The sequence below is a fragment of the Stenotrophomonas sp. SKA14 genome (assembly GCF_000158575.1).
Classification (GTDB): domain Bacteria; phylum Pseudomonadota; class Gammaproteobacteria; order Xanthomonadales; family Xanthomonadaceae; genus Stenotrophomonas; species Stenotrophomonas forensis.
On the sequence record NZ_DS999412.1, the window covers coordinates 2,917,765 to 2,942,383 of the forward strand.

The window sequence follows — 24,619 nt, forward strand, 5'->3', positions numbered from 1 at the left end:
AGATCATACCCACGATAATCATCACTTATCGCGAGTACGTTATCAGCAGAGTGGGGCATCAGTACAGGAGACTTCGTATGGCTCGCGGCATCACCGAATCTGACGTCCACACTGCCGCCGACGAACTGGTGGCCAAGGGCGAGCGCCCAACCGTCGAGCGAATCCGGGCTCACTTGGGGACCGGCTCACCGAACACAGTCACTCGCTGGCTGGAGACGTGGTGGAACCGACTCGGCACGCGCCTGCAGCCACGGCGTCCGGACTTTGATGACGCACCAGCTGTGCTGGCAGAACTTGCTGGGCAATGGTGGGAGCTGGCGCTGAAGCATGCCAAGGATGCGGCTCTTCGTGAGTTCGCAGAGACTGAGCAGACACTGGCCACCCAACGTGATGCGCTGGATGCCAGGTCACAGGCGGTGGATGACGAACTGAGTCAAATGCGTTCTGAGCGCGGCGCCGCCGTCGCCAGAGAACGCGTTGCTACTACGCAAGCCGCAGAACTGGAGCGCCTGGTCAACCATCTGAACGTGCAGATCTCAGAGCTCACGGAGCAGCGGGATCTCGGGCTTCGGAGAGCCGATCGAGCCGAGGCAGCAAGACAGCAACTTGATGCCCGGCTTCATGAAGTGCTGGAAACGGCGAAATCTGAGCGAGAGGACTGGACCGAGTACGTCAGATCTGTTGAGAATCGAGCGCTCAGCGACGTGGACCGATCTCGCCAAGAGGCGAAAGATCTCCAGGCTCAACTCAACAATCAGGCCAAAGCCCAGAGGGCAATTGAGGAGCAGCTACGCAAGGAGCTGCATGCAGCCCAATCTGCAGCGATCTCGGCCGGTCAAGCTGCTGATGTTCTCCGGGGCAGATGCGAGGCCCTTGAGAAGCAACTCAGCAGCCTGCGAGAACTTCCGGCACAGCTGGAGGCAGCCTTTAAGCGGAACACACCGAAGGAGGCAGCCCCAAGGTCGCGCGCACAGCGGCAGAGCCCGAAGTCGACGTGAGCGTAACCGCCTAGGGGTTCGTGAAGAAATGCATCAATCTTCTGCAGCATTCCGACGGATCCTGGCCGCATCAATTCTCGCCCGCACACGCGCCACCACTTGATCGTGAGGAATCGCCGGTCGCGTATCGGCAATTGCGCGCTCAATTTTTGCTCGGAGCCACTGGTTGTAGCTCTCGGCTACTTCAGCTGACTCAGATCCGGGACTGCTGGAATTGGGCTTGACCATGGAAAGAGCGTACTCCAACTGTTTGATGCATAGAATCGCAGCAGATCTAGTGGCAGGCAGAGGGAGTGGACGTTAGGAACAGGAGCGAAGGCAGCGACAGTCGACAAATGCTTGCATACTCAGGATCGTGTCCCTGAGCGCCTCAAAATTCCTAATAGAATCAACAACGGGCACGATCCTAAGCAAAAGGACACGAATCAAGAAAACTGACACCATTGCCATGCGGAGGACACGAAAGCCACAGTGGCCCGATACAGCATTTCGCATAATGTATATTATGTTCAAGCTGCTGCGAGGCTGGTTGGCACGCCGCTTGCCTCGCCCCCTGATCCCACTGCGGCATGGAGCCTGATTGTGCGTGATCGGAACCTGACCGGCCCTTGGGCCGGTTTTTCGTTTAAGGCTGGCCGACTGGTCACCCCCGAAGGCCGCGAGCTGGAACCACAGGATCTGGCGTGGCTGTCGCTCACCGCTGCCCAAGCACAGGAATGGCGTCGGATGATGGAAAGCGACCGTGCGATCGGCAAGCCCCGAAAGCCCTTGTCCTTCAACGCCGCCAGCGTGGTGAAGCTCTCCGATGCCTTGGCGCAGCGCCGGAAAACGCGGTCATCGGTGGCGATGGCTGGCCCCGACGCCGAGCCTCCCGCAGCAGTCCTGCCGGTGCCGGGGCCGAAACGCCGCCAGCGCGTGTGAGGCGCTTCCGTAGGGGCGCTGCCCCTACACCCCGGCTAGAATGCGCGCAGGACGATCAGGGGGGCGCATGGACAAGGCTGGATGGCAGGTGGCAAGCGGTATGCTCGCAATGGCCCTGATAGGCACAGGCTTCGCCCTGATGGCGACACGTGGTGTCCTGGCGCAAGAGAGAAACGACCGTCGGGTGTGCCCAACGGTCGAGCCCGAGACTGTGATCGTTCGGGAACACACCCAACCCGTAACAGTGCAGCTCGACGGGATGCCAGTGCCTGACAACGTCAGCTGCCGGGGCGGCGTCTATCTGGTCCGTACTGAGCAAGGGATCGAATCGCTCACCAAAAACGGGCGCGCCATTTCCTGCCGCAGCCCCTGACTTGGCCAGCTACAGCCTTGTCGGAATTGTGGGGGTCGTCATGTACGAAGACGTCTGATGCTGCGGTGACTCAGGGAAACTACCCATCGCCCTGTCGCCGCGCTGCACTGCCACCCCTTGCACGGATGCTGTGGCCTGCGGTTGCGCAGCCGGAACATGCCTACCCTCGCCCTCCGGCTGATCCGGCCTTGGCCGCCCATCGCCCTGGCGCGCAATCTGCGGATCTTTGAACGGGTTGTACGACTCACCCCAGCGTGCAATGTCGCGGCAGATGTCATCCCGCACCGGCACAACCGGCCGAGTGTTCTGTTCCGTCACGCACCGGCAGCTGTTCTCCGTCGACATGCAGAAGATGTGCGGATCACTCCGGAATTCACGACCGGAATACCCCGGCGCTGACCATGCAACGTCGGCCACCTGCGGCGTAATCGCTTGGACGTATTCTTCTGCCGACCGGCTTTCAGACCTACCACCGGCATTGCGCGACGGCCGACCGGCCGGGTCAGTCGGCGGCGCCGAAGCCGCCGCCTCCTTCAACCCGGCCGCTTCGTCCTTCTTTTTCAGCCCTGTGTAGGCCATGTAGCCGAAGGGCAGCGCGAATAGCACCAGCGCGATTGGGGCGATGATGAGCGCCTTCTTCAACAGCGCGGGCATCCGGTACTTAACCGTGTGGATCTCCGCACTCTTGTAGTACTGGAAGTACTTCGCCGGTAGCGTCCACATCTCATGGTCGTACAGGCTCTTGATGCGCTTCAGGCCCTGTCGAACCTCATCCATCACCTGATGGTTGCGGAAGATAAAGGTCTTTTCCTTGCCTGACTGGCGCAACAGATGCTCATGGAAGCCCACCAAGCCGCGGAGATGCGTGTCCAGGTAGTTGGGCTGCTGGGTAGCCAGCACCAGCCGCACACCACTATGCCGAATTGTCTCCATAGCGCTGATGTACTCGGGCGGGTCGCCACCACGGCGCGCACGAAAATACTGCTGAGCCTCATCAACGAACAACACCGCACCGGCTGGCAACGAACGCCAATCCGTAGGGTCCGCCCACTGCGTAATGCCCGGCACGTTGATACCGTTGATGTTCGTCGTAAAGACGTGCTGCCCCTGCTCTACCAAGTCGGCGATACGCTGCACCATGCGCAGCGACTTCCCGGAGCCCGGCAAGCCTGTCAGCAACGAAATTGAGGCGGTATCACCGATCACGTCGGGCTCTCATATTTCCGCGAAAGGAAGATGCGTGACGCGCCCTGAATTCCGTAGGCGCTCAGGCACAGCGACACGAAAACATCGATGCCGAGCGCATGCACCCAATTGGCGATGTATCCCGGCACGGAATTCCACGCCGTTATCGCCTGCTGAATGATCGGCTCATAGATGAATTCTTGCGCGGCAAAGCCTAAGCCAAGCGTCGAAAGGATCTTCGCCACCCACAGCCCAGCACGCAGCTTGATGAGCTTGTTGAGCATCCCGGCCAAACCGCCGAGCATCGGACTATCGAACGACAACCAAGCCATAGAAGTCACTTCCTAAAGAGGATGTACATCGCTGCCAGCGCACCGGCCGCAATGACCAATTGCCGGATCATCTGAAGCACCGAGTACAGCTGCGCTGGCGGTGCCCAGGAGGTGCCCATAATGTCAATCGCAGGGAAAAGCTCCCCGCCGCCCAAGGTCAGCTTGTTTCGGTCAAGGCCCTGCCCGTCTTGTCCTGGCCCCTTCTTCCATAGATCGGAAACGGCGGAAGCCTCGTTATCCCCGGCCGCATCTGCCGCGCCGGCCGCAGCATCGCTAGAGAGCTTTGCGCGATCGTTCTCCGCAGCGCATCGCCCTCGCCACTGCTGGAGAAGTGATGCGTATTCCTGCGCCTTGCAGCCCTTTCCGATGCACACAGGAACGGCCGAGCAACTCTCGCCACCCGCAATTTCATCCTTAGTGGTGTTGCACTGGCTCTTCCACGTGTATCGCAGATGAAGACACTTCAACGTGTCTCCAGTGCACAACGGGGGCGTATCGCAGTTGCCGCTGTCGCTCGCTGAATCCCCCTCGCCGTCCTTGCCGCCGCTATTGCCACTGCCCTTCCCCGGCGTGCCGTTGCCACTCGTGTTGCCGCTGCCGTCAGGAGTGTTGTCACCGGATGAGTTCTTGGCGTTCCCCTTGCCGGTACTTCCGAAGTTGGTCACGTTGTAGGTGACACATGTGTTGTTTATGCACGCCTCCTGCTGGTGACCCTCGGTCCGCTGCCAATCTTTGTCAGGCGCGGGTGGCGTGGTCGGAGGCGCGACAGGTTTGCCCTTCTCATCGCGAGACTGAGCGTCAGGTCCGTCCGCTTTCTTGCCCTGCTCATTCGGGGTCCAGCAGAACGTTTTACCGGTTGAGGAAGTTGCGCAATAGTCGCCGTTCGGCTTTTGGCAACCAGTCTGGCCGTTGCCAAGAGCAGTGCATTCCGGCTCCTTGGGCTTTTTCTCTTCCTTGTCCTTGCCGGATTCGCTGGGCTGATTGATTTCGTTGGCGTTGATGTTCTGCGCCTGGCATGTGTCGCCGGTATACGTCCGGTTACGCATCCCGTACAGCTTCACGCCGCCTGTTTGTGACGTGAACGGATCACCCTGAACCTTGCAACCGCTGATGCAAGTTGGCGACGGCGAATAGGCCAACGCGGCGTCTGCAAGCTTGTTCCCGTTTCTCGCAGCGCAGCTACCTGCGAAGTAGAAGTATTGGCCGTCAACATCACCCGCCGCGTTATAGCAACGAACAACGCCGCCGTTCTGGCCCTCCCTTACTGCGCATGTGTAGATGCCCTGCCCTTGTGCGTCAGGTGTGCCGCCCGTGCAGTCGTTCAGCACCTTCGGCGTACCCCATTGATTGGAGCCGCTACTGAAATTCGCAACCGTCCTTGCCACTGCCGCCTTACACATCGTCAGAGCGACGCCTTGATCACATACTCGGCCACTCTGACCGCCACTAGCCGTAGGACAATCGGAAGCCGCATGCGCGTCGGTGGACACCGCCATATGAGCAATCAAAGCCGCAATGACGACATACGCAATGCGGCGAACAATTGCCCTGGCGAACATGCGAGCGAGCCAACGCATTACCGCATTCCGTCCGCTAGAACTTTCGCGCCAAGCAACCACACGATCAGAAGAATCAAGCCTTCCATTTCGTTCCCCTTTTAAACAAGGGGGGAGGCGCCTCCCCCCGGCCGCACAGATGCGGGTTTACTTCACGATGCCGAAGGCCTTCAGCGCCCACTTGGCCGCCACCCACGCGGTATAGATCAGGATGCCGGCCGCCAGCATTGCGGCGATGCCGGCCAGCACCGATGCGGGGTCGAACGTTGCGGTCTGCTGGGCGAAGGCGAAGCCCGGCAGAGCCGCAGCAGTGGCAACAGCCGCCACAACTCCGGACTTGATGGACGATGCCTTGTGCTTGGCGCGCAGGATCAGGGATTCACGGTTGCGCTTGTTCATACGTCATCACTCTCTCTTGGATTGATCAGGCGAAAGGCTGCCAGCATCGCGAGTGCGCAGAAGATGGCAAAACCGACCGTGTTCGCCTGTTCCACGGTCGGCAAGTAGTCAATCCACGTGGCTTGATCGATCCACGCGGATTGGGCGCAAGAGCCGTCGCTTGCTGGCGACGGATCTATACAGGTGAGGACTCGGGCCATGCTCAGTGCTCCCTATGCGCCTTATTCGCCGCACGCATTGCGGCAATGCCAGTGCCCACGCCGAGACAGAAGCCAATGGCTAGCAGCGCGTAAGGGTTCGTGGTGTAGATGAGCAGGCCCACGGTTTAGGCCTGCGACGGGGCGCGCGGTGCCACCTTGGGCAGCTGGCGCAGCACAGTGAACTTGCTCAGCGAAGCCACGCCCTTGTTGACCTGGAGCATCGACTCGATATCGAGCTCGTAATCGCCCTGCGGGTAGCCCGGCTGGCCGTCCTGCAGGCGCACGTCGAAGGGATAGGCGAAGCCATCCGTTTCAAGGCGCGCTTTCTGCTTGCGGGTGGTGTAGGCGATATCCTCACCCTTGTCGCTCTTGAAGCTGCCGCCGCGTTCGTCGATTTCGCTTTTCAGGACGGTGACCTTGATGCTCATGCGTAGACCCCTTTGAGGTTTGGTGGTTGTAGGACCGAGGTGTCGGCCCAATGCGCTGCTACATTCCCGTTGAACCACTTCGGCAGCGTTGGCGAAGTGCAGGTTTCCATGACCGCCCGCAATGAGTCGGTGTCAGGGCAGAATTTGGTGATGACGTTGAGCGTGGCGCCGTACTGGCGGCGCAGGTTGCGGAATGCGCTTTGCAACGTGGCCGCTACAGCTGCCTTAGTGACTTCCATCCGTGTAGACACGCAGCGCAGGAAGCGCAGTACCGGGTAGGCGCCGAGCAGGTAGGCTGCTGGGTCGCGCAGCAGGTCGAGCGGCAATTCCTTGCGATTGGAGGCGCGGAATTGGGCCTCATAGCGCACCCATGGCGAATTCTTGTCGCCCTGCTCCCTGCCCTTTTCGTAGACGCGCAGCTGCTTTTCCGAGGCCTTGCCGCCCACGTAGAACGTTTTGCCGTCGCCGCTGTCGTAGTCGTCAACCAAGCGCGCCTTGGGGCGCTGCCCACGCTGATCGAACTGGCCTTCGTCGTACCACTTCTGTGCCAGGCGCAGTGGATATTTGCCCAGCAGATCATCGGCACACACGTCGAGACGGGTAATTCTGCCCGCGCAGCTTTCGAGCTTCGCTCGAAGCTCCAGCCACCGCTGCGCATGGCCGCAGCGCGCTGCGCTAACGTACTTGCAGCCTTCGCCGGAAAGCTCGATGCGAGCGGTGATCGTGCCGTCGATACGCTGGCAATTTTCACCGCCCAATTCAATCATCCCGACGAACTTCTTTTCGGCGTCGATGATCTTGACGCGCCACTTGTAGAAGCGGCCGCCACCGGCCGCATCATCCAGTTCAAGGCCGAGGCCACCGAAGAACCACGTAAACACGTGGAGCGCGGCAACGCGGGCGTTGTCCGCACAGGCATCGATCCACTCCCGGGATTCGTCCTGTGTGTCGCGGTCGAGGAACCCCGTCTCACGCAGTGCGACGAAAAGATCGATAGAGGCGGAGAACCAGTCAATGCCGACCGTCAGGGTTCCCTCGGGGTTGCTGAATTCACTGACTCCCCTGTTAGACGCGGGGAGTCCTGCCGTCGCTGCCGCGCCGTCAGCCACGGACCACCTCCGAAAGCTCAGCAAAGCGCGCCGCTTGAAGCAGATCACCACGCTTGGATGCTGCAATTTCCAGCTCGCGGGCAGCAGCACGAAGAGTCGCGGCCAAGTCGCGTCCGGCGAAGGCTTGGTTGAAGTCGCGGCGAACGCGTCGCGATGCGGCAGAGTTGCTGAATGAGCCGCGCTTGCGGAGAGTGATATCGGTAATCACAGGGACACCTCACCCAAGATCACGGCCTTGGCCTCGCCCACGCACGCGCAGACGCGGTAATCCACCTTGCCGCGCAGAATCTGGCGGAACCAACGGGCATTACGCAGCGCATGGGCTTCGTCGTTGCCGTAGTCGCTCTTGTGATTCCAGGCGCCACCCGGCAGGCGCTGCTCGATGGTGTAGCGCAGCTTTTCCATCTGGATCACGCCGTGGATCACGGCTTCAAGGGGAGAAGTCGAGCGCACGGGCTCGTAGAAGCGGGGGTTGACCTTAGCGGCCATGCTTCACCTCGGCAGATGCTTGGGCAATCAACGAGGCCTCAGCGGCAGGCTTAGGAGCGATGGCTGCGAGCAGCTCGCCTGCCTTGCGCGGGAAAGTGGCAACGCCGTATGCGATGGCGGCGATTGCACCCACCAACACGAATGCGATCAAAGGGTCCATCACTTGAGGCCCCCTTTGCGGCGGAGATAGTCGGCACGGATGCAGGCGACACCCAGCACCACGAGTACGCCACCGGCCATAGCAACAAGCAGATCTTCCATGCTGCACCCCTACCCCAAGCCCCAAGAGAACCCGCCAGCGGCCTTGGGGTGCCGGTGACGGGGTGTCTAGGCAAGCTAAGACACGGCGCATGTATAGTTGCCCTAATACAAGCCTGTCAAGGGAACCTAAGACATGACCGCCGTTCAGGAAATGCTTGATGCCGCCAAAAAGGGCGCAGGTATCCCGTCAGACAACGTTTTGAGCCAAAAGCTAGGGATCACCCGAGCAGTGATCAGCGCATGGCGAAATGGCCTCTACCCGGTGCCGGATGAGCGAATTGCGCAGATTTGCGAGCTAGCAAAGCTCGATGGGGCCATGTGGATCGCCAAGCTACACGCCGAACGCGCCACCTCCCCGGTCGAACGCAAGGTGTGGCGCTCGGTCCTGGACAGGCTCAGCGCGGCGGCGGCAGTGTTGATGCTGGTAGTCGTCGCAGCACCAAGCGTCGCTCGCGCAAATCCCGTTAAGATTCAGGGACTTAACGGCTCTGGCGACGGCAGTATGTATATTATGTTATGGAGCTTAAGAGCCCACACGACCCCTGGCCAGCCCCAAGCTCCTGCTCTGACCTGGAGCCTGATTGGGCGTCATCGGAACCTGGCCAACCCTCGTGATCAATGCCGCCACACTACTGGCCCTCTCACCGGCGCCGTTTCACTGCCACCTACCAGGAACCGCTTTAGCCGTCGCTACCGTACGCACGATCAACGCCGCCAGCAACGGGATGGCGATTCCATACACATACTGGGTCAGCGTCACGCCAATCCCGAACGGGAACCACATCGTTGGAACCCCTAACGAACCGAGTTCGCTCGTGTACTGCGATACGGTAATCACAAGAAGCACGGTCAGTGCCATGCCGCGCATTGGCCCATTGCGGGCTATCCGCGCGGCGACAAGCACGAGCAGCGCGAGTGTGCCGAGGCGGAAGACCTGTGTGCCCCAAGCCGCCCCCATAACGCCTCCGGCAATCCCGAGAGCCGCCAGAACAAGGGCGCCAGCATCGATCCCCCGCGAAGGTGGAAGCGCCCAGCGATTCCACGACAGCGCCCATGCCGCCAGGCTGAGCGGCATCCACAGCACATTGTTCAACCATGTGTAGGCAGGAAGGCTGAGCAGATCCGTCCAGGAGACGATCGCGTTGTCGAGCCGCTTCACGGCAGAGAGCAGAAGCGCGACACAAACGAAGGCGATGAACGACTGATGGCTGCTGAGCGGCCTTAGCGACAGCGCCAACACGATCACCATCGCCATCGCAAGCGGCTCGACCACTTCAACAATGTAGCCCGCGACGGTACGCCACCATTGCACGCGATACAGCTCACGGCTTTCTGGTTGCGGGGCAAGGGTTGGGGCTACGTGGATGCCGCCGCTCGCAGGGCCGGCAACGCTGCCGGGCTGCATGAATGTTCTTATGGCAATCACGCCCTGCGTGCCTGCGGCATCGGCGGGCAGCGAAAAGATCATCGGCCGCGTACCCACGACACGAGGCGACTGCCCTAGCCTGCCTGAGCCCCCCAGGCGCTTGCCGTTCCAGTACAGCTCGTAGCCATCCTCCACGGCGGTGGGCCCGAGGATGTCCCACACGCGGTCGCCCTCTGGAATTACAAGCGAGCGCCGGTACCAGGCATATCCCTGATACCCGGAATGACCGTGTGCCATCCATCCGCCGACATAGTTGGGCAGCCCCACGTCGCCGTCGATGCTGCTGGCCGGTGCGCTCAGGTCGAGCGTTTTCCAGGACGAATCATCCGCCGCGATACCCGCCCAGCGCGGATCGTCACCGACATGAAATTTCCATGGCCCGTCAATCAGAGGTGCCACAGCGCGGAGCCTGGGTGGATCAGGCCGACCGCCGATGGCAAGGACGGCGGTAGTACACACCCAGGCCACCAAGGTGAGCGCCAGGATGCCTGTCACGAGCGTGCGTTGCGCCGATGGTGCGAGGAACTGGAATCTGGTCGCCGCAGTCATTACGGGTCCTCTGTGAGGTCGAACGCCTGCCGCCAACTGAGAGCAGGTTTGCGCTCCAGAGGATGGACCGACAGCGTCACCAGCACAATCGGGGGCCGGACCGCTCACCGCCCCTGCCCCGCCTCCCCCTGATCACCACAGCGCCGATAGTCGAACGGAATCCGCAGAATCTTCCCATCCTCCCCCGTCCCGGAAATGCTGGCTTTCAAGTCGGCGCCATCGCGCCGGTACTCGATGCGATTCGGGAAATCATGCTGCGGATTCTCAAACACCACCCAGTTCTCGCCATGCTCGGCAATGACGAACGTGGTCGGCGCCACGCCATTGGGCTGCACATGAAAGCCAGCCGCTTTGCCTGCCGGCACGAGCCGCATGTACTCGTATGACTCCATGCTGCCGCGCCTCAGCGTACGGGACATCCCAAGCAACGCGCCGCCAGCCTCCGGCAGCCAGACCTCGTCCAGCCGGCGTTCCTCGGTGCCACCGCACCAATGCCCGGCCAACCAGTCGAACTCGGCCGGCGCCGCCGTAGCCGCGCCGCTCGCCAACGCCAGTCCTGCGCCCAGCAACACCATCTTCGACCTCAACATGCCCTGACCTCCTGGTTGGGTTCGCCGCAGGTTAGCGGCACGACGCCCGGTCCGCTTGTAAAAACGCGCAAGATGGCGTCCGATGCCGCATGGACTACTTCGAGCACCCTGCCCCCGACGAGCTGCGCCGGCATGTCCAGTGCCTGTGGTGGCTGCGGGACGAGGCGCCCGGGAATGACGTGCAGGTCATCTACCCGGATGGCCGTTGCGAGCTGATTGCCGAGCTTGGCGTGCCGCTGCATCTGCATGGTGCCGATGGCCAGATCCGTTCCGATCTGCCGTTCTGTTTCGCGGCTCAGCAATGTGGTCCGATCCGTCTGCAGGCCGTCGGCGCGGTGTTCTGCATCGGGGTGCGGCTGCAGCCGGCAGCGAGCGCTCTGGTTGCTGGCCCTCGGTTGCCCGGGCTTCGCGACCAGGCGCCGGACCTCTACACACTGGATGCTGCCTTTGCCGAAGTGTTCAGCACGGCCGCCCGCGCCAGTGCGGCAAGCGGTTCGCCCGAGCCGCTCTGGCAGATCCTGCGGGAGCGCTGCGCCGGCTTCTCACTGGATGAGCGCGTCGAGCAGGCGGTTGCGGCGTTGGATGCCATCGAGGGCGACCTGCGTATCGCCGAACTGGCACGCCGGGTTGGCATCTCGTTGCGCGCCCTGCAGACGCGTTTTCTGGCCGCTGTGGGCATGACGCCCAAAGAATACGCCCGTGTCCGCCGACTGCAGGCGCTGTTGCGCACGTTGGATGGCGAAGCGGCCAGCATCGCCTCGGCCGCCGCGCGTCACGGTTACAGCGACCAGGCCCATGCCACGCATGAGCTGCTGCACTGGACCGGCGTCACGCCCGGCCGACTGGCCCATGCACTGCGCAGCGATCGCGGCAGCAGCGATGCGTTGCAGTTGGCAGCGGCGTTTGTACGCGGAACCAGTGCCGGTCGCATGCCGTGAGCCCCCTGCTCTACCAAGCCCTCCAGCCAGGACAGCGGACGGCCCATTACGATCCGTTCGGGCCCCGATTGAAATCTGGCCGCGCTGTCACCTTCTGCAACTCGATGCAGCGCAGAGCGAGTGCGCTGCCGCCATCTTCACCTGCCTTGATCGAACCGTCCCGGGACAGCAGCAAGGCTTCACGCCTCACCCGATACGCCAAATCCGAAGATGCCCGCGTTGGTTCATCCACGCCCCCTTGAAGCGGGGCTCCTGGCAAGGCGGATTCGGGAATCGATCCAAGCACCACGAGCTGAGCGCACAAGCCCGCGTAGTAGGCATAGTACTCATCCTGCCCACGGGCATCCCCGGCAATTCGACCGAGTATATGAAAGGTCTCATGCGCCACCAGATCAACAAGATTTCCCTCTCGTCTCTCTTGGTTACCGAATGCCGCCACAGCCAACGCAAGGTGCGCCGATCGATATCCGAAACTCCACCTGCTCACGGAAATGGATTGCCCTTCGGGCACGATGATGACCGAATAGCGGGTACCGTGCTTGGGGAACCATCGCTCCGCCTCGGTGGCGGAGGCGTCTATGTTCCGGCAGGTTCTTTCAACATCTGGCTCGATGCCCGGGTAGATCTCGAGTTGGATCCTGTGTGTGACCGACTCGCATGTCTTGATCTCAGGGGGGCCGGACGCAAGGTTCGATCCAGGTAGATAGCTCTCACTGCGCAGATAGATCCAGCCTGCCAGAAGGGTCGAGCTGACCGATGTGTAACCTGCGGATGAGACCTGCGGCGGGATGCTCTTTGGCTGCAAGGCGCAGGCACCCATGAAAGAGCAGAATACAAGGACGCAGGATGTTCGCCAGATCATGCTCGCTCTACTCCAGGCCGCTACAGAAACCGGTGCATCACAAACACGTCCACCAGCCCCAGCGTTCGATGCCGGAATGCCTCCGGTAGCGTTCCGACCACCGCAAACCCCAGCTTCCGGTACAGCGCGACGGCCGGCGCGTTGGTACTGACCACGTAGTTGAACTGCATGGCCAGGAAGCCTTCCGCCCTCGCCCGGTCCAGGCTGTGCTCCACCAGCGCTCGCCCAATGCCGCGCCCCTGAGCCGACGGATCGACCACGTAGGTGGCGCTGGCCACGTGTGCGCCCAGATCGGGGAAGTTGGCGCCCATCTTGTACATTCCGACTACGCGGTCTTCCAGAACTGCCACATAAGCCGGCTGCAGCCCGAACCAGTAGCTCTGGAAGGTGCTGGCCTCGAAGGTGCCGGCGAACGGCAGCGCATCCTCGGTCGCAATGGCAGCGCTGAAGATCCCCCACATGGCGTCGAAGTCACCTGCGGTGGCAGCCCGGATTTCCATGCGAGTCCTCGCGGATCGGCGTAGTGGCCAAGGCGGACACTAGCAGAAACAAACCACACGGCCGTAGCTGCTTCACGTACCGCCGCCATCGGTTCCGCAATAGTTGAGGCAATTCCGGCTTGCAGAGCAGTACATGCCCCCTACTTCCGCGCGCATCCCGCACCGTTTTCGCCGATGGCGCGTCGTGGGCTATGTCCTGTTGGGCATCTACGCGCTCTACCTGCTGGCCGGCAACATCTTCCTCAACACCCCGCTGTTCGACCAGGTCACCAACCGCAAGCCGCACAAGTTCGTGATGACCACCGGCCCGGCCATCACGCTGCTGCCGGGCCACGTCATTGCCTGGAACGTGCACATGCGCGGCCACGTGAACCACACCGTCTACGTGCTGCACGCCGAGCGCGCCAGCGCCCGGTTGGCGGTATTTCCCCTGTTCAAGCGGGAGGTGCGGGTGCCCCGGCTGCAGGCCACAGGGGTCTCCGCCGAAATCAGCCGCGTCGAGGATGCCATCCCGCCCCCTCCCCGTAGCGACCAGGGCTGGACCCTGCGTTTCGACGCGATCCACAGCGACAGCATCCGCAGCGCTCGGTTCGGCAAGCTGTTGATCATCGGCAAGGGCCAGGGCACGGTCGGCTTCCTCAAGCAGCTGCGCGGCGGCCCGTCCGAGCTGTTCGATTCCGAGGTCTCATTCAGCGATGCGGACACCAGCTTTGACGGCGTGCAGCTGCTGGGCGACATGAATCTGACCGCGCGCTTCAGCTATCCACGTCACTACCGCGACCAGGCGCCGGGGCTGGCCAAGCTGAAGATCCTGCACGCGCAACTTGAGGTGGATGCACGCAGCCAGGGCCTGCGCATGGATACCGATGCGCAGCAGCCGCGCATTTCCAGCGCGCCGGTGCTTGGCCGCCTGCAGCTGGCCGCCCACCTGATCGACGGCCAGCTGCAACCCGGCGACCGTGCGCTCTGGCAGGTTCCGCTCTATCTGGGCGATGGCGCGCCTGATCGTGGCCTGCTCGCGCTGCAGCTCAACGTGGCCAACGACCTGCGCCTGCAGGCGCGCCTGCCGCCCAAGCCGGGCTCGGGCAGCGAAGTTGATGCGGACATCCACATCACCGGGCGCGACATCCCGTTCCAGGCGCCGGTCCAGCTGCTGGAGCGCAGTTCCGGCACCGTGCGCGGCGAATGGACCTTTACGTCGCTCAACTGGATCCCTGCCCTGTTCGTGCGCAAGCCGTGGCTGCAGCTGGATGGCGGCGGCACGCTGAAGGCCGACCTGCGCCTGCGCCATGGCGAGCTGATCGAAGGCAGCACCGTGGACATTCCTTCGGCGGCCGCCGTGGCCGAAGTTGCCGGCGTGCGCCTGGCCGGCACCGCCAGTGCGCATGGCGAATTGAAGGCCGGCACGCCCAATCAGGCACAGCTGGCGATCCGGCTGCCAAGCTTCAGTGCACGCCCCAGCGATGCCAAGGACGTGCGCCTGTTCGACGGTCGCGACCTGGCCGTGGACCTGACCGGCGACGGCCGCCTGCAGGAACTGCGCAAGGGTGTACGCGCCCGGCTGCGTTTCAGCGAAGCCACCATTCCGGACCTGGCCGCCTACAACCGCTACCTGGGCTCGTCGCAGCTACGACTGTTGCGTGGCACCGGCAGCCTCAGTGGCGATGCCACGCTCGACACCGATGGCCGCGTTGGCCATGGCACGGCGCGCCTGCTGGGTCGCAACGCCAGCGCCAAGGTGGCAGGCCTGGACATGGGCGGCGATGTCGACGTGAACGCAACCCTGCGCCGCGGCGATTTCAACCAGCGCCACTTCGACCTGTCCGGCACCACCGTCGAACTGCGCAATGTGCAGGTGGCTGGCACCGCGTCCAGCACGGCATGGAAAGGCCGTGCTGCGTTCAAGCAAGGCCGCATCGACGCGCAATCCCCATTCCAGATGGACGCCACCACCGACTTGACCCTGAGCGATGCCCGCCCCCTGCTGGCGGTATTCGCCACGCGCACCGACTACCCGCGCTGGACCCTGTCGCTGCTGGATTCCGGGCAGGTCGATGCACAGGCCAGGCTGCGTTGGCGGCCGGGTCACCTGATCATCGACGGTCTGCAAGCCGAGAATGATCGCCTCTCGGTGCGCGCACGCCTGGATCTGCTGGAACAGCGCAAGCGTGGCGATCTATATCTGCGCTGGGGGCTGCTGGGTGCTGGCATCGAGCTCGATGGTGACCAGCGCCAGTGGCATCTGGCCAAGGCGCGCGAGTGGTTCGAGCAGCGCCCTTCCCTGCTGCCTTCAGGCCAGGACGGGAACGCCACGGGCACTTCAGACTGATCGCCGCCGGCCTGCATCCATTTGCCGCCTTCGTTCGTATGAGGGGGCATAGGTATCATGGAGTTGTACGCAATGAAGCGGAGTTCGCAGGCGCTGGGTCTTCTGGGATGGTTCGCGGTCACCTTTGCGGCGGCCGCATTGGGCGCGTGGGCGTCCACTTCCGCTGCCAGCTTCTACGCCAGCCTCACCCTGCCGGCCTGGGCACCGCCTGCCAGTGTATTTGGGCCGGTCTGGACCCTGCTCTACGCGATGATGGCCGTTGCCGCCTGGCTGGTCTGGCGGGAGCGCGGTTGGCGCGGTGCGCGACCAGCGCTGACACTCTATCTAGTGCAGCTCGCGGTCAACGCCTTGTGGAGCTGGCTGTTCTTCGGCTGGAAACTGGGCGCACTCGCCTTTGCTGACATTCTTGTGCTGATCGTGCTGGTGTGCGCGACGATCCTCGGCTTCCTGCGCATCCAGCGTGGCGCCGCAAAGCTATTGCTGCCCTACCTTGCCTGGATCTCGTTCGCCTCGGCGCTCAATTTCGCCGTGTGGCGTGCCAACCCTGGGGTGCTGTGAGCACCCATCAGCGCCCTCACGCCTGCGCGGCCACCTGCGGCTGCCAAGCACGCAACAGTGACGGCTTGAATGCCTGTTGGCCGCAGCCGGCAGGGCAACGCACCACCCGCGATGCGGAGTGGCTGACCAGTCCCTGCCCTTCCTCGGCCTTGAACACCGTTTCGCACGACAGGCAGCGGGCGACCAGCGAGTACAGGTGCAGCAGGCGGCCACTGGCCGGGTCCTGCAGCGCATCCACATCCAGCAGTTCGAACTGGCAGCTGTCGGGCAGCATGCGGTACGGCATGGGAGGCAGGGTCTGCAGGTTCACGGTCGTGGTGGCTCAAGGAGGTTGGCCTACGGTAGGCAACCCGCTGTGCAGCGAGCGTGCAGCGCACATGTACCTTCTGCGAAACACGCAAGCGGTCGCCAACCGGCGAAAGTGAAGAGTTCAGTTTTCAATGAAACGCCCTTCACACTCACGAAGGGTATGCGAATGCACGCTTTTGCTTCACCATCACGGAATAGCGGATGCAGTGCTGGGATGTCCCCGTCCGGGATGTTCCCGTCATCCATGAATCATGAGTGCCGCCTTTGATGCCTTCCGTTGAGTCCAAGCACGACGCTGCGCTGTCCCGTTGTGCACGCGAACCGATTCATACGCCGGGCGCAATCCAGCCGTACGGTGTGCTTCTGGTACTGGAGCCGCACTCACTGCGGGTGCGTGAGCGCGCCATCAGCCAGCCCAGGCTGCTGCAGCAGTTCGGCGAGCCGCTGATGCAGCACGTCAGCGAAGTGCTGGGCGGCGTGCTGGCGCCGTTCGAGGCGCTCTTCCAGCAGGCCGCGGTCGGCAGCAGCGCCCACGTCGGCGCCGTGCACCTGGATGGCCACGGCCGGCATCAATTGCTGGTGCACCGCTCTGCCACCGACCTGCTGGTCGAGCTGGAGTCACCCGTTCCCGGCCAGCCGGGCTCGCTGGAGGAGCTCTACCCGGCCATCCGCGAGCTGATGACCGCCATCGAGTCGGCCTCGACGGTGGAGGACCTGTGCCAGCTGGCCGCCGAGCACATGCGCCGGCTCACCGGCTTTGATCGCACCCTGGTCTACCAGTTCGATGCGGGCTGGAACGGCATCGTGGTGGCCGAGGATGGCAACGGCCTGTTGCCGTCCTACCTGGACCTGCGTTTTCCCGAGTCGGACATTCCGGCCCAGGCCCGCGAACTGTATCGGCGCAACCGTGTACGGCTGATCGCAGACAACAACTACACCGCGGCGCCCCTGATGCGCGCCGAGGACCATCGCGACGCGCCGCCCACCGACCTCAGCCTGGCGGTACTGCGCAGCGTATCGCCGGTCCACATGCAGTACATGCGCAACATGGGCACCGGGGCATCGATGTCGGTGTCGCTGGTGCATGAGGGCCAGCTGTGGGGCCTGGTGTCGTGCCACACGGTGGACCCACGTCGCCTGCCCTACCACGTGCGCACTGCGTGCGAGTTCATGGGCCAGATCCTGTCACTGCAGATTGCCCTGAAGGAACGTGCGCGTGCCATTGAAGAGCGCGTGGCGCGGCGCTCGGTGCTGGTCAAGCTGCTGGCCCGCATGGCCGGCGACGAGGACTTCATGGCCGCGCTGCGCCACGACGAAACCAGCCTGCTGTCGCTGACCGGCGCGGCCGGCGCGGCCATCGTGCACAAGGGCGACTGCATGCGCGTGGGCCTGTGCCCGCCCGCGACCGACGTGCTGGCCCTGGCCGACTGGCTGGCCGCACAGCAGGCCGGGCAGGAAACGTACTGCACCGACCATCTGGCCGGTGACTGGTCGCCCGGCGTGCGCCTGGCCGACGTGGCCAGTGGCGTGCTGGCGGTGTCCATCTCGCAGCTGCACGACAGCTACCTGATGTGGTTCCGCCCCGAGGTGGTGCGCACCGTGCGCTGGGGCGGCGACCCACGCAAGACCGCCGCGCCGGACGTGGTGCTGTCGCCGCGCAGCTCCTTCGAGGCGTGGAAGGAAACCGTGCAGCATCGCAGCCTGCCGTGGAATGACGCCGACCGCGATGCCGCGCACGAGATGCGCACCGCCATCGTCGACATCGTGCTGCGCAAGGCCGAGGAAATGGCCGAGCTGAACGAACAGCTGATGCGCAGCAACAAGGAGCTGGAAGCCTTCTCGTACTCGGTCAGCCATGACCTGCGCGCGCCCTTCCGCCACATCGTCGGCTATTCGGAGCTGCTGGGCAGCTCGGCCGGTGAACGCCTCAACGATACCGAACGCCGCTTCCTCGACACCATCGTGGAATCGGCCAAATCGGCCGGTACGCTGGTGGACGATCTGCTGAGCTTCTCGCAGATGGGGCGCTCCACGCTTGGCCGGGCGCGGTTGGACATGGCGGTGCTTGCCGAGGACGTGCGCAGGAGCCTGGCGCTGGACTACGCCGGCCGCGACGTACAGTGGACGCTGGCGCCGCTGCCGGGGGTGCACGCCGATCCGACGATGATGCGCCTGGTCTGGCAGAACCTGCTCTCCAACGCGGTCAAGTTCACCCGCGAGCGCGAGCATGCGGTGATCGAGGTCGGCCATGAGCGCAGCGAGGAGGAGGACCACTTCTTCGTACGCGACAACGGCTGCGGCTTCGACATGCGCTATGTCGACAAGCTGTTCGGCGTGTTCCAGCGCCTGCATCACGTCGAGGAATTCGAAGGCACAGGCATCGGCCTGGCCAATGTACGCCGTATCGTCAGCCGCCACGGCGGCAGGACCTGGGCCGAGGGTGAGCCTGGCAAGGGCGCCACGATCCACTTCACCATACCCCGTTCCACAGGAGATCACCCATGAGGGACCTGCGGCCGATCCTCCTCGTCGAGGACAGCCCCAAGGATGCCGAGCTGACACTGGCCGCGCTGTCGCGCTGCCAGCTGCTGAACGATGTCATCCATGTACGCGACGGGGCCGAAGCGCTGGACTACCTGCGCTGCGAAGGCAAGTTCGCCGGCGCCAACCACGGTTGCCCGGTGGTGGTGCTGCTGGACCTGAAGCTGCCCAAGGTGAACGGCCTGGAGGTGCTGGAGCAGGTGCGCGGTGACGCGCAACTGAGCAGTACGCCGGTGGTGATGCTGACCTCCTCGCGCGAGGAACAGGACCTGGTGCGCAGCTACGAACTGGGCGTGAATGCTTTCGTGGTCAAGCCGGTCGATTTCAAGGAATTCTTCGATGCCATCCAGGGGCTGGGCATGTTCTGGGGCATCACCAATCAGCCGCCGCCCCATCGCCCCAATGGATCGGGGCAGCACAATGCATGATGGATCGCGCCGCAGCGAGCGCCTGCGCATCCTCATGCTGGAGGACAGTGCGCTTGATGCGGAGTTGATCACCGCACAACTGCAACGCGCCGGCCTGGATTTCGAGGTCGAGCGGGTGTGGTCCCGCAACACCTTCATCGAGGCAATCGACCACCATCCGTTCGACGTGATCCTCGCCGACCACGTGCTGCCGGGCTTCGACGGCGATGCGGCGCTCGCGCTTGCACGCGAGCGGATTCCGCACACCCCCTTCATCTTCGTCTCCGGCACGCTTACCGAAGAACTGGCAGTTCAGGCGCTGACCCGCGGCGCACGTGACTACGTGGTCAAGCAGCGGCTGCAGCGCTTGCCGGATGCCATCCGGCGGGCACAGCAGGAAGCCCGCGAACGCACCCAGCTGGCCGATGCACAGGCCGCACTGAACGACAGCCAGGCCCAGTTGCAGCAGGTGACCGATGCCGTGCCGGCGCTGATCGCCCAGCTCGACAAGGAGCACCGCTATCGCTTTGCCAACAAGGCATTCCTGGACTGGCACGGCATCAGCCTGGCTGAACTGCTGGGCCGTAGTGCGCGTGATGTCAGCGGCATTTCCGCGTTCGAGCATGCCCTGCCCAGCCTGCAGCAGGTGCTGCGGGGCGAGCGCAGCAGCTTCCAGGTGGAGCTGGCGCACCGCAGTGGCGAGTCACGATTTGTGCAGATGGACTGCGTGCCCGAACGCGGCGCCGATGGCGAGGTGGTGGGTTACATCTGCCTGGGCAGCGACGTCTCCGGGTTGAAGCAGGCCGAACTGGCGCTGCGCGAGGACAACCAGCTGCTTGAACGGCAGGTGCAGGCGCGCACCACCGAACTGCGGGCCAGCAAGCGACGCCTGCAGGCGATCTTCGAATCCAGTTTCCAGCACCAGGTGTTGTTGGACCTCGCGGGCCAGGTGGTGGATGCCAACATCGCCTCGCTGGCCGCGGTGCTGGCCGACAAGCCCGAGGTGATGGGCCTGCGTTTCGGGCAGTCGCCCTGGTTCGCTGGCACCGATGACATCGGCGCGACCGTTGACCGGGCCATTGCCGATGCCGCCATGGGGCACAGTTCGCTGCATGCGCTTGATCTGGAATTGCCGACCGGCCGACGCAGCTTCGATTTCTCGTTCCGCCCACTGCTGGATGCCGAGGGCGCGGTCACCGCCGTGGTTTCGGAGGCGGTGGAAACCACCGCCCGGCTGCAGGCCGAGCACGCGCTGCGGCAGGCGCAGAAGATCGAGGCGGTGGGCCAGCTCACCGGCGGCATCGCCCACGATTTCAACAACATCCTCACCGTGATCTCCGGCAACGTCGAGCACGCCATGCTGCTCAGCGAGCGTGCCGGCGAGCCCGGAGCGATGGTCGGCCGTGCGCTGGACAATGCCCTCAAGGGCGTCGGCCGCGCCGCCAGCCTGACCCAGCGCCTGCTGGCGTTTGCTCGCCGCCAGCCCTTGCACAGCCAGGCCGCCAACCTCAACGACCGCCTGCTGGACATGCATGACATGCTGCAGCGTGCACTGGGCGAACTGGTGCAGCTGGACATCCGCGTCGCCGAGGACATCTGGTGCATCGAGATCGACGTCAGCCAGCTGGAGGCCTCCGTGCTCAATCTGGCCGTCAATGCCCGCGACGCCATGCCACACGGTGGTCGGCTGGCCATCGAAGTGGACAACAGCCATCTCGACCACGACTACGCGGCCCTTTTCCCTGATGCAGCACCGGGCGAGTACGTGATGCTGCGGGTCCGCGACAATGGACACGGCATGGATGCAGCCACGCTGGCGCGGGTGTTCGAGCCCTTCTTCACCACCAAGCAGGTAGGCCGGGGAACCGGCCTGGGCCTGTCGATGGTGCACGGCTTCGTCAAGCAGTCCGGCGGGCATGTGCTGATCGATTCGGTGGAAGGCGGCGGCACCAGCATCACCATGATGTTCCCGCGCTCGGCGCTGGCCCTGCCCTGTGAGGGAACGGCACCGCAGACCGGACTGGCCGGCTATTCGCCGCGCGAAGAAACCATCCTGGTGGCCGAGGACAACGACGATGTCCGTGCCCATACCGTGGACGCGCTGCGCGTGCTGGGCTATCGCGTGCTGGAGGCGCACGACGGCCCTTCGGCCCTGCGCCTGCTGGAGCGCCCTGACACCACCGTCGATCTACTGTTCTCCGACGTGGTGATGCCTGGGATGTCGGGCTGGGAGCTGGTGCGCGAAGTGCGCGAACGCTGGCCGGACGTCGCGGTGCTGTTCACCTCGGGCTACCCGCGTGACCACGATGCGGTCGGCAGCCAGGGCCGCGCGGCCGCGCTGCTGCCCAAGCCGTTCACCCGCAGTGATCTGGCGCAGGCGGTACGGACTGCGCTGGAGGGTGCCCTGCACTGAGATCAAGGGGCCGGATCGCGCACTCCCGCCGCGATCCGGTTGATGTCCGCGCACTCGACCGTGGCCGGCGGATGCTCCCGGCCGGCCAGCGCGATCATTGCCTGGCCCAGCGCCAGATTGCTGGTCACCAGCGAGGGCGCGATCGCGCCGGCCAGTTTCATCAGCGGCGCGCCACCCCAGTACAACGGCTTCAGCAGGCCGTGGCGGGTGTCGGTGCCTTCCACCGGGCGCACGCCACCCGGGCGCAACATCACCGTGCGAACCGGCAGCGCTTGCAGCGCCAGCTCGGTTTCGCCCTTGATGCGCAGCGGCATCAGCCGGCTGCCCGCATCTGCGCCTACACCGGACACATACAGGAAGCACCCCTGCGGATTGGCCGCCGCCCACGCCCGGGCAACGGCAAGCGTGGTGTCCAGCGTAACGCGACGGTACTCAGCCTCGGCGGTGCCTACCGGTGGCGCACCGGCACAGTAGAAGCAGGCATCGAACCCTGCCAGTTCATCCTGGCGCGCTTCGATGCGCAGGAACTCCGGCACGATCAGTTCGCTACCGGCACCGCGCAGGCTGCCCGGATGCCGGACCAGTGCAGTCAGCTGAGACACCTGGCGTGAGCGCTGACAGGCCAGGGCCACGCCCTGCCCCACCAACCCGGTAGCGCCGGTCAACAGAACCCGCAATGCACCGGCAGCCGCCATTGTGGTCACCCTAAAGCTTCACGAAGCGCTGGATCTTCCGCGCCAGCCAGCCACTGAACACCAGCGGCGCATCCAGCGCGGACACGCAGATGCACGGCACGCCCGGTGCGGTGACGGGCTGGTGCTCCACCTCCTCATCCAGGTCCGCCACATCGCCCGGCGCGAACAGGCCCAGCGCGTCGTTGTACGAACCGCGAAGGATCTGGGTCAGTTCACTGCGTCCGTGGCTGTGCATCGGCAGGCACTTGCCCGGCGCAATCTTCAACATGATCAGCGATGGCATCTGTTCGGCGCGGATGCAGTGCACGCCCGGTGCCATCCAGCGCCAGCGGAGGCCACTCAAGGTGCTGCCGAAATACGGATGCAACGACGCCGGGAGATGGTCCGGATTCGCCCCCGGTCGCTCCTGCAACAGCGGCCGCGCAGCGGAGGGGAGATCGGTTTCCGTCTCCGTCGCCAGCTGCATCAGCATCGCTTCGCGCAGCTGCTCGCGGCGCGCGTCGTTTGCAGCAGGCTGGGTCTGCTCCAGCAACATCGCGCCGATGGCTTCGGCCTCGCGCAGGCGCTGGCGGCATTGCGAACAGTGCTCCAGGTGGGCGCCGGCCACGATGCTCAACGGCGCGGGCAGCGCACCGGCCGCATAGCTCATCAATGTGGATTCGTGCAGATGGTGGTGCGGATTCACAGCGCACCTCCCACTTTCGACTGCAGTTGCAGGAAGGCGCGTCGCAGATGCGATTTGACCGTGCCCAGCGGCATGCCCAGCGCCTCGGCAATCTCGCTGTGGCTCTTGGCTTCGAAATAGGACATCCGCACCAATCGCGCCTGCACGGCAGGCAGCTCGTTGATGCGCTGGCGCAGCCGCGCCTGGTCGGCGAACTGTTCGGCGCTGCTGCGTTCGATCATATCCACGGTTGCCGCGTCCTCCACCGCCGCCTGCACCTGCAGCCAGCTGCGCTCGCGCCGCACCCGATCGATATGCAGGTTGCGGGCAATCCGGTACAGCCAGGTACTCAGCGCCCCCTGGGCGGCGTCGTAGTCGGCGGCGCGCAGCCACAACCGCAGCAGGCATTCCTGCGCCAGCTCTTCGGCCACCGCGTCAGATGCGCCGAGGCCGCGCAGATAGACGCACAACCGTGGCATGAAATGGTCGTAGATCCGCATGAAACAGTCGCAGTCGCGCAGGCGGGCGACCCTGTCCATGTCACCGGCCCAGTTCGTCGGCTCGCTGCTCGGCTGCTGGGAACTGGACACGATGCGTGCGGTATCGAAGGTGAGGAGAGTGCTGGCGGCGTCAGGGTACATCTGCGTTCGCGGCGGGCAGGTGAAGGTCTGTCCTCTGTACGCGCGTCGGTGGCGATTGGATGCAGGCCACGGACCGCATCCATCCGGCCGCGCCTGCCGTATGACCAGGGCCCACCCTGCGGATGACGATCATGCGGACCGCCTGGCTGCTGTTGTGCCTCCCCCACGCCGCGCTGGCAGCCCCCTGGCTGCGGACCGAAGGCCTTGCCAGCACCGGGCAAGGCGCCGCCGCCTATCGCGAAGTGCACTGGCAGCGCGACGCGAGCGAAGGCGCCGAACGCTGGGTGCTGTACCAGTGCCCGGATGGGCGCCCCTTCGCCCGCAAGCACCTGCCCGCGACCTCCCGTCCGCAGGCGCGCGGCTACTTGCTGGACGATCTGCGCAGCGGCCAGAAGGTGCAGATCGAGGTGGCCGGCGGCAGTGTCCTGATCGACTGGAAGGAGGATGCCGATGCCCCATCGCGCCAGCGCCGCCTGGAACTGCCCGCTGATGCCGTGATAGATGCCGGCTTTGACGCCGCCGTGCGCCAGCATTGGCCGGCGCTGATGCGCGGCGAGCGCATCTCGCTGCCGTTCCTGGTTCCGGGGCGGCAGCGCTATTTCCCTGTACAGGTTCGCCGCACTGGCCCGCTGCGCTGGCAGGGGGTGGCCGCGCAGCAGATCGAGGTCAGCCTCGACACCTGGTATGGCGGCATCGCGCCGCGGCTGCAGCTGGTCTATGCCGATACCGAACGACGACTGCTGGAGTTCCAGGGCACCAGCAACCTGCGCGATGCACGGGGCCACTATCCGCAGGTGGTGGTTCGATTCGCCACCGCTGCGCGCGCAAGCAGCGCCAGCGAATGGCAGCAGGCATGGGCGCAACCGCTCGTCGCCGGCTGCGGCGTGACGTCCGGGTGAAGTGAAACTAACAGCGGAAGCACGCATCCAGTGGGCATTGTGCTGCG

General features: G+C 64.2%; 29 protein-coding genes and 1 pseudogene. 11 read left to right on the forward strand and 19 right to left on the reverse strand.

Going from position 1 to position 24,619, the window contains the following annotated elements; all coding sequences use genetic code 11:
• Positions 1-77 precede the first annotated feature (77 nt).
• A complete protein-coding gene (locus SSKA14_RS13165) occupies positions 78-998 on the forward strand; it encodes a DNA-binding protein (protein ID WP_040007728.1) in 921 nt (306 codons plus the stop codon).
• Positions 999-1,031: 33 nt separating this feature from the next.
• On the opposite strand, the gene SSKA14_RS24335 is transcribed toward SSKA14_RS13165, so the two are convergent.
• On the reverse strand, positions 1,032-1,226 hold the full coding sequence (locus SSKA14_RS24335) for a hypothetical protein (RefSeq protein ID WP_083797428.1): 195 nt from the start codon (positions 1,224-1,226) through the stop codon (positions 1,032-1,034).
• A 354-nt stretch (positions 1,227-1,580) separates the two neighbouring features.
• On the opposite strand from SSKA14_RS24335, the gene SSKA14_RS13170 reads away from it, so the two are divergent.
• Both SSKA14_RS13170 and SSKA14_RS13175 read left to right on the forward strand, forming a co-directional pair.
• Positions 1,581-1,919, forward strand: coding sequence for a DUF3653 domain-containing protein (locus tag SSKA14_RS13170; RefSeq protein ID WP_008265067.1), 339 nt, complete (start codon positions 1,581-1,583; stop codon positions 1,917-1,919).
• Positions 1,920-1,986: 67 nt separating this feature from the next.
• Positions 1,987-2,292, forward strand: a complete 306-nt coding sequence (locus SSKA14_RS13175) for a hypothetical protein (protein ID WP_040007729.1) — start codon at positions 1,987-1,989, stop codon at positions 2,290-2,292.
• A 9-nt stretch (positions 2,293-2,301) separates the two neighbouring features.
• Here SSKA14_RS13175 and SSKA14_RS13180 read toward each other — a convergent pair whose 3' ends face one another.
• From SSKA14_RS13180 to SSKA14_RS23835, 10 genes are all read right to left on the reverse strand, one after another.
• Entirely contained in the window at positions 2,302-3,498 is a 1,197-nt protein-coding gene (locus tag SSKA14_RS13180; protein ID WP_040007731.1) for a zonular occludens toxin domain-containing protein, read from the reverse strand.
• Positions 3,495-3,809, reverse strand: a complete 315-nt coding sequence (locus SSKA14_RS13185) for a DUF2523 domain-containing protein (protein ID WP_006445348.1) — start codon at positions 3,807-3,809, stop codon at positions 3,495-3,497. The genes SSKA14_RS13180 and SSKA14_RS13185 overlap by 4 nt, the downstream gene beginning before the upstream one ends.
• Positions 3,810-3,814: 5 nt before the next feature.
• Positions 3,815-5,386, reverse strand: coding sequence for a hypothetical protein (locus tag SSKA14_RS13190; protein ID WP_008266001.1), 1,572 nt, complete (start codon positions 5,384-5,386; stop codon positions 3,815-3,817).
• 126 nt (positions 5,387-5,512) lie between these two features.
• Positions 5,513-5,764: a hypothetical protein gene (locus SSKA14_RS13195; RefSeq protein WP_008264943.1), complete on the reverse strand. Its 252-nt coding sequence runs from the start codon at positions 5,762-5,764 to the stop codon at positions 5,513-5,515.
• Positions 5,761-5,964, reverse strand: coding sequence for a hypothetical protein (locus SSKA14_RS23455; protein ID WP_083797365.1), 204 nt, complete (start codon positions 5,962-5,964; stop codon positions 5,761-5,763). Before SSKA14_RS23455 ends, SSKA14_RS13195 begins: the two co-directional genes overlap by 4 nt.
• 125 nt (positions 5,965-6,089) lie before the next feature.
• The gene (locus SSKA14_RS13200) at positions 6,090-6,392 is read right to left on the reverse strand and encodes a single-stranded DNA-binding protein (protein WP_008267421.1); all 303 of its coding nucleotides are present in this window, start codon (positions 6,390-6,392) and stop codon (positions 6,090-6,092) included.
• A complete protein-coding gene (locus tag SSKA14_RS13205) occupies positions 6,389-7,501 on the reverse strand; it encodes a replication initiation factor domain-containing protein (RefSeq protein ID WP_008265467.1) in 1,113 nt (370 codons plus the stop codon). The genes SSKA14_RS13200 and SSKA14_RS13205 overlap by 4 nt, the downstream gene beginning before the upstream one ends.
• Entirely contained in the window at positions 7,494-7,709 is a 216-nt protein-coding gene (locus SSKA14_RS23830; protein ID WP_157635949.1) for a hypothetical protein, read from the reverse strand. Before SSKA14_RS23830 ends, SSKA14_RS13205 begins: the two co-directional genes overlap by 8 nt.
• A complete protein-coding gene (locus SSKA14_RS13210) occupies positions 7,706-7,990 on the reverse strand; it encodes a hypothetical protein (protein ID WP_157635950.1) in 285 nt (94 codons plus the stop codon). The genes SSKA14_RS23830 and SSKA14_RS13210 overlap by 4 nt, the downstream gene beginning before the upstream one ends.
• A complete protein-coding gene (locus SSKA14_RS23835; RefSeq protein WP_008265676.1) occupies positions 7,980-8,150 on the reverse strand; it encodes a hypothetical protein in 171 nt (56 codons plus the stop codon). The genes SSKA14_RS13210 and SSKA14_RS23835 overlap by 11 nt, the downstream gene beginning before the upstream one ends.
• A 417-nt stretch (positions 8,151-8,567) precedes the next feature.
• Here SSKA14_RS23835 and SSKA14_RS24285 point away from each other — a divergent pair.
• Positions 8,568-8,702 (forward strand): annotated as a pseudogene (locus SSKA14_RS24285) (DUF3693 domain-containing protein); the annotation flags it as partial.
• A 204-nt stretch (positions 8,703-8,906) separates the two neighbouring features.
• On the opposite strand, the gene SSKA14_RS13220 reads toward SSKA14_RS24285, so the two are convergent.
• Together SSKA14_RS13220 and SSKA14_RS13225 are read right to left on the reverse strand one after the other, a co-directional pair.
• Positions 8,907-10,226, reverse strand: coding sequence for a glycoside hydrolase family 2 (locus SSKA14_RS13220; protein ID WP_050413377.1), 1,320 nt, complete (start codon positions 10,224-10,226; stop codon positions 8,907-8,909).
• Between the two features lie 104 nt (positions 10,227-10,330).
• On the reverse strand, positions 10,331-10,816 hold the full coding sequence (locus tag SSKA14_RS13225) for a DUF6265 family protein (protein ID WP_040007735.1): 486 nt from the start codon (positions 10,814-10,816) through the stop codon (positions 10,331-10,333).
• Between the two features lie 89 nt (positions 10,817-10,905).
• On the opposite strand from SSKA14_RS13225, the gene SSKA14_RS13230 reads away from it, so the two are divergent.
• Complete coding sequence (locus SSKA14_RS13230; RefSeq protein ID WP_008267758.1) at positions 10,906-11,754, forward strand: AraC family transcriptional regulator; 849 nt, start codon at positions 10,906-10,908, stop codon at positions 11,752-11,754.
• Positions 11,755-11,800: 46 nt separating this feature from the next.
• Here the strand turns inward: SSKA14_RS13230 and SSKA14_RS13235 are convergent, their stop codons facing one another.
• Both SSKA14_RS13235 and SSKA14_RS13240 read right to left on the reverse strand, forming a co-directional pair.
• Positions 11,801-12,616, reverse strand: a complete 816-nt coding sequence (locus SSKA14_RS13235; RefSeq protein ID WP_040007738.1) for a hypothetical protein — start codon at positions 12,614-12,616, stop codon at positions 11,801-11,803.
• 20 nt (positions 12,617-12,636) lie between these two features.
• Positions 12,637-13,116 (reverse strand): GNAT family N-acetyltransferase, encoded by a 480-nt coding sequence (locus tag SSKA14_RS13240; protein WP_008264748.1) that lies wholly within the window; start codon positions 13,114-13,116, stop codon positions 12,637-12,639.
• A 133-nt stretch (positions 13,117-13,249) separates the two neighbouring features.
• Here SSKA14_RS13240 and SSKA14_RS13245 point away from each other — a divergent pair, with 133 nt between their 5' ends.
• Both SSKA14_RS13245 and SSKA14_RS13250 read left to right on the forward strand, forming a co-directional pair.
• Positions 13,250-15,445, forward strand: a complete 2,196-nt coding sequence (locus tag SSKA14_RS13245) for a hypothetical protein (RefSeq protein ID WP_040007740.1) — start codon at positions 13,250-13,252, stop codon at positions 15,443-15,445.
• 72 nt (positions 15,446-15,517) lie between these two features.
• Positions 15,518-16,003 (forward strand): TspO/MBR family protein, encoded by a 486-nt coding sequence (locus tag SSKA14_RS13250; RefSeq protein WP_040007742.1) that lies wholly within the window; start codon positions 15,518-15,520, stop codon positions 16,001-16,003.
• 16 nt (positions 16,004-16,019) lie between these two features.
• Here the strand turns inward: SSKA14_RS13250 and SSKA14_RS13255 are convergent, their stop codons facing one another.
• A complete protein-coding gene (locus tag SSKA14_RS13255) occupies positions 16,020-16,313 on the reverse strand; it encodes a hypothetical protein (RefSeq protein WP_008264777.1) in 294 nt (97 codons plus the stop codon).
• Positions 16,314-16,579: 266 nt separating this feature from the next.
• Here SSKA14_RS13255 and SSKA14_RS13260 point away from each other — a divergent pair, with 266 nt between their 5' ends.
• Genes SSKA14_RS13260 through SSKA14_RS13270 form a run of 3 tightly spaced genes read left to right on the forward strand, consistent with a single transcriptional unit; the run spans position 16,580 to position 21,673 of the window.
• Positions 16,580-18,817: an ATP-binding protein gene (locus SSKA14_RS13260; RefSeq protein WP_040007744.1), complete on the forward strand. Its 2,238-nt coding sequence runs from the start codon at positions 16,580-16,582 to the stop codon at positions 18,815-18,817.
• The gene (locus SSKA14_RS13265; protein ID WP_008265985.1) at positions 18,814-19,281 is read left to right on the forward strand and encodes a response regulator; all 468 of its coding nucleotides are present in this window, start codon (positions 18,814-18,816) and stop codon (positions 19,279-19,281) included. The genes SSKA14_RS13260 and SSKA14_RS13265 overlap by 4 nt, the downstream gene beginning before the upstream one ends.
• On the forward strand, positions 19,274-21,673 hold the full coding sequence (locus SSKA14_RS13270; RefSeq protein ID WP_008268363.1) for a hybrid sensor histidine kinase/response regulator: 2,400 nt from the start codon (positions 19,274-19,276) through the stop codon (positions 21,671-21,673). Before SSKA14_RS13265 ends, SSKA14_RS13270 begins: the two co-directional genes overlap by 8 nt.
• Positions 21,674-21,675: 2 nt before the next feature.
• On the opposite strand, the gene SSKA14_RS13275 is transcribed toward SSKA14_RS13270, so the two are convergent.
• From SSKA14_RS13275 to SSKA14_RS13285, 3 genes are read right to left on the reverse strand one after another with little or no spacing between them, the layout of a single operon-like run.
• Positions 21,676-22,368 (reverse strand): oxidoreductase, encoded by a 693-nt coding sequence (locus SSKA14_RS13275; RefSeq protein WP_040007746.1) that lies wholly within the window; start codon positions 22,366-22,368, stop codon positions 21,676-21,678.
• Positions 22,369-22,378: 10 nt separating this feature from the next.
• Positions 22,379-23,053: a ChrR family anti-sigma-E factor gene (locus tag SSKA14_RS13280; RefSeq protein ID WP_008267879.1), complete on the reverse strand. Its 675-nt coding sequence runs from the start codon at positions 23,051-23,053 to the stop codon at positions 22,379-22,381.
• Positions 23,050-23,673, reverse strand: coding sequence for a sigma-70 family RNA polymerase sigma factor (locus SSKA14_RS13285; RefSeq protein WP_008268264.1), 624 nt, complete (start codon positions 23,671-23,673; stop codon positions 23,050-23,052). Before SSKA14_RS13285 ends, SSKA14_RS13280 begins: the two co-directional genes overlap by 4 nt.
• Positions 23,674-23,804: 131 nt before the next feature.
• On the opposite strand from SSKA14_RS13285, the gene SSKA14_RS13290 reads away from it, so the two are divergent.
• Positions 23,805-24,572, forward strand: coding sequence for a hypothetical protein (locus SSKA14_RS13290; RefSeq protein ID WP_008267167.1), 768 nt, complete (start codon positions 23,805-23,807; stop codon positions 24,570-24,572).
• The last annotated feature ends 47 nt before the right edge of the window (positions 24,573-24,619 follow it).

Bases quoted from the DNA above. Each gene is read 5' to 3' on its own strand.
- SSKA14_RS13165 (WP_040007728.1), top strand. From the start codon at position 78: ATGGCTCGCGGCATCACCGAATCTGACGTCCACACTGCCGCCGACGAA.
- SSKA14_RS24335 (WP_083797428.1), bottom strand. From the start codon at position 1,226: ATGGTCAAGCCCAATTCCAGCAGTCCCGGATCTGAGTCAGCTGAAGTA.
- SSKA14_RS13175 (WP_040007729.1), top strand. From the start codon at position 1,987: ATGGACAAGGCTGGATGGCAGGTGGCAAGCGGTATGCTCGCAATGGCC.
- SSKA14_RS13185 (WP_006445348.1), bottom strand. From the start codon at position 3,809: ATGGCTTGGTTGTCGTTCGATAGTCCGATGCTCGGCGGTTTGGCCGGG.
- SSKA14_RS13190 (WP_008266001.1), bottom strand. From the start codon at position 5,386: ATGCGTTGGCTCGCTCGCATGTTCGCCAGGGCAATTGTTCGCCGCATT.
- SSKA14_RS13195 (WP_008264943.1), bottom strand. From the start codon at position 5,764: ATGAACAAGCGCAACCGTGAATCCCTGATCCTGCGCGCCAAGCACAAG.
- SSKA14_RS23455 (WP_083797365.1), bottom strand. From the start codon at position 5,964: ATGGCCCGAGTCCTCACCTGTATAGATCCGTCGCCAGCAAGCGACGGC.
- SSKA14_RS13200 (WP_008267421.1), bottom strand. From the start codon at position 6,392: ATGAGCATCAAGGTCACCGTCCTGAAAAGCGAAATCGACGAACGCGGC.
- SSKA14_RS13210 (WP_157635950.1), bottom strand. From the start codon at position 7,990: ATGGCCGCTAAGGTCAACCCCCGCTTCTACGAGCCCGTGCGCTCGACT.
- SSKA14_RS23835 (WP_008265676.1), bottom strand. From the start codon at position 8,150: ATGGACCCTTTGATCGCATTCGTGTTGGTGGGTGCAATCGCCGCCATC.
- SSKA14_RS13220 (WP_050413377.1), bottom strand. From the start codon at position 10,226: ATGACTGCGGCGACCAGATTCCAGTTCCTCGCACCATCGGCGCAACGC.
- SSKA14_RS13225 (WP_040007735.1), bottom strand. From the start codon at position 10,816: ATGTTGAGGTCGAAGATGGTGTTGCTGGGCGCAGGACTGGCGTTGGCG.
- SSKA14_RS13230 (WP_008267758.1), top strand. From the start codon at position 10,906: ATGGACTACTTCGAGCACCCTGCCCCCGACGAGCTGCGCCGGCATGTC.
- SSKA14_RS13235 (WP_040007738.1), bottom strand. From the start codon at position 12,616: ATGATCTGGCGAACATCCTGCGTCCTTGTATTCTGCTCTTTCATGGGT.
- SSKA14_RS13240 (WP_008264748.1), bottom strand. From the start codon at position 13,116: ATGGAAATCCGGGCTGCCACCGCAGGTGACTTCGACGCCATGTGGGGG.
- SSKA14_RS13245 (WP_040007740.1), top strand. From the start codon at position 13,250: ATGCCCCCTACTTCCGCGCGCATCCCGCACCGTTTTCGCCGATGGCGC.
- SSKA14_RS13250 (WP_040007742.1), top strand. From the start codon at position 15,518: ATGAAGCGGAGTTCGCAGGCGCTGGGTCTTCTGGGATGGTTCGCGGTC.
- SSKA14_RS13260 (WP_040007744.1), top strand. From the start codon at position 16,580: ATGCCTTCCGTTGAGTCCAAGCACGACGCTGCGCTGTCCCGTTGTGCA.
- SSKA14_RS13265 (WP_008265985.1), top strand. From the start codon at position 18,814: ATGAGGGACCTGCGGCCGATCCTCCTCGTCGAGGACAGCCCCAAGGAT.
- SSKA14_RS13270 (WP_008268363.1), top strand. From the start codon at position 19,274: ATGCATGATGGATCGCGCCGCAGCGAGCGCCTGCGCATCCTCATGCTG.
- SSKA14_RS13275 (WP_040007746.1), bottom strand. From the start codon at position 22,368: ATGGCGGCTGCCGGTGCATTGCGGGTTCTGTTGACCGGCGCTACCGGG.
- SSKA14_RS13285 (WP_008268264.1), bottom strand. From the start codon at position 23,673: ATGTACCCTGACGCCGCCAGCACTCTCCTCACCTTCGATACCGCACGC.
- SSKA14_RS13290 (WP_008267167.1), top strand. From the start codon at position 23,805: ATGCGGACCGCCTGGCTGCTGTTGTGCCTCCCCCACGCCGCGCTGGCA.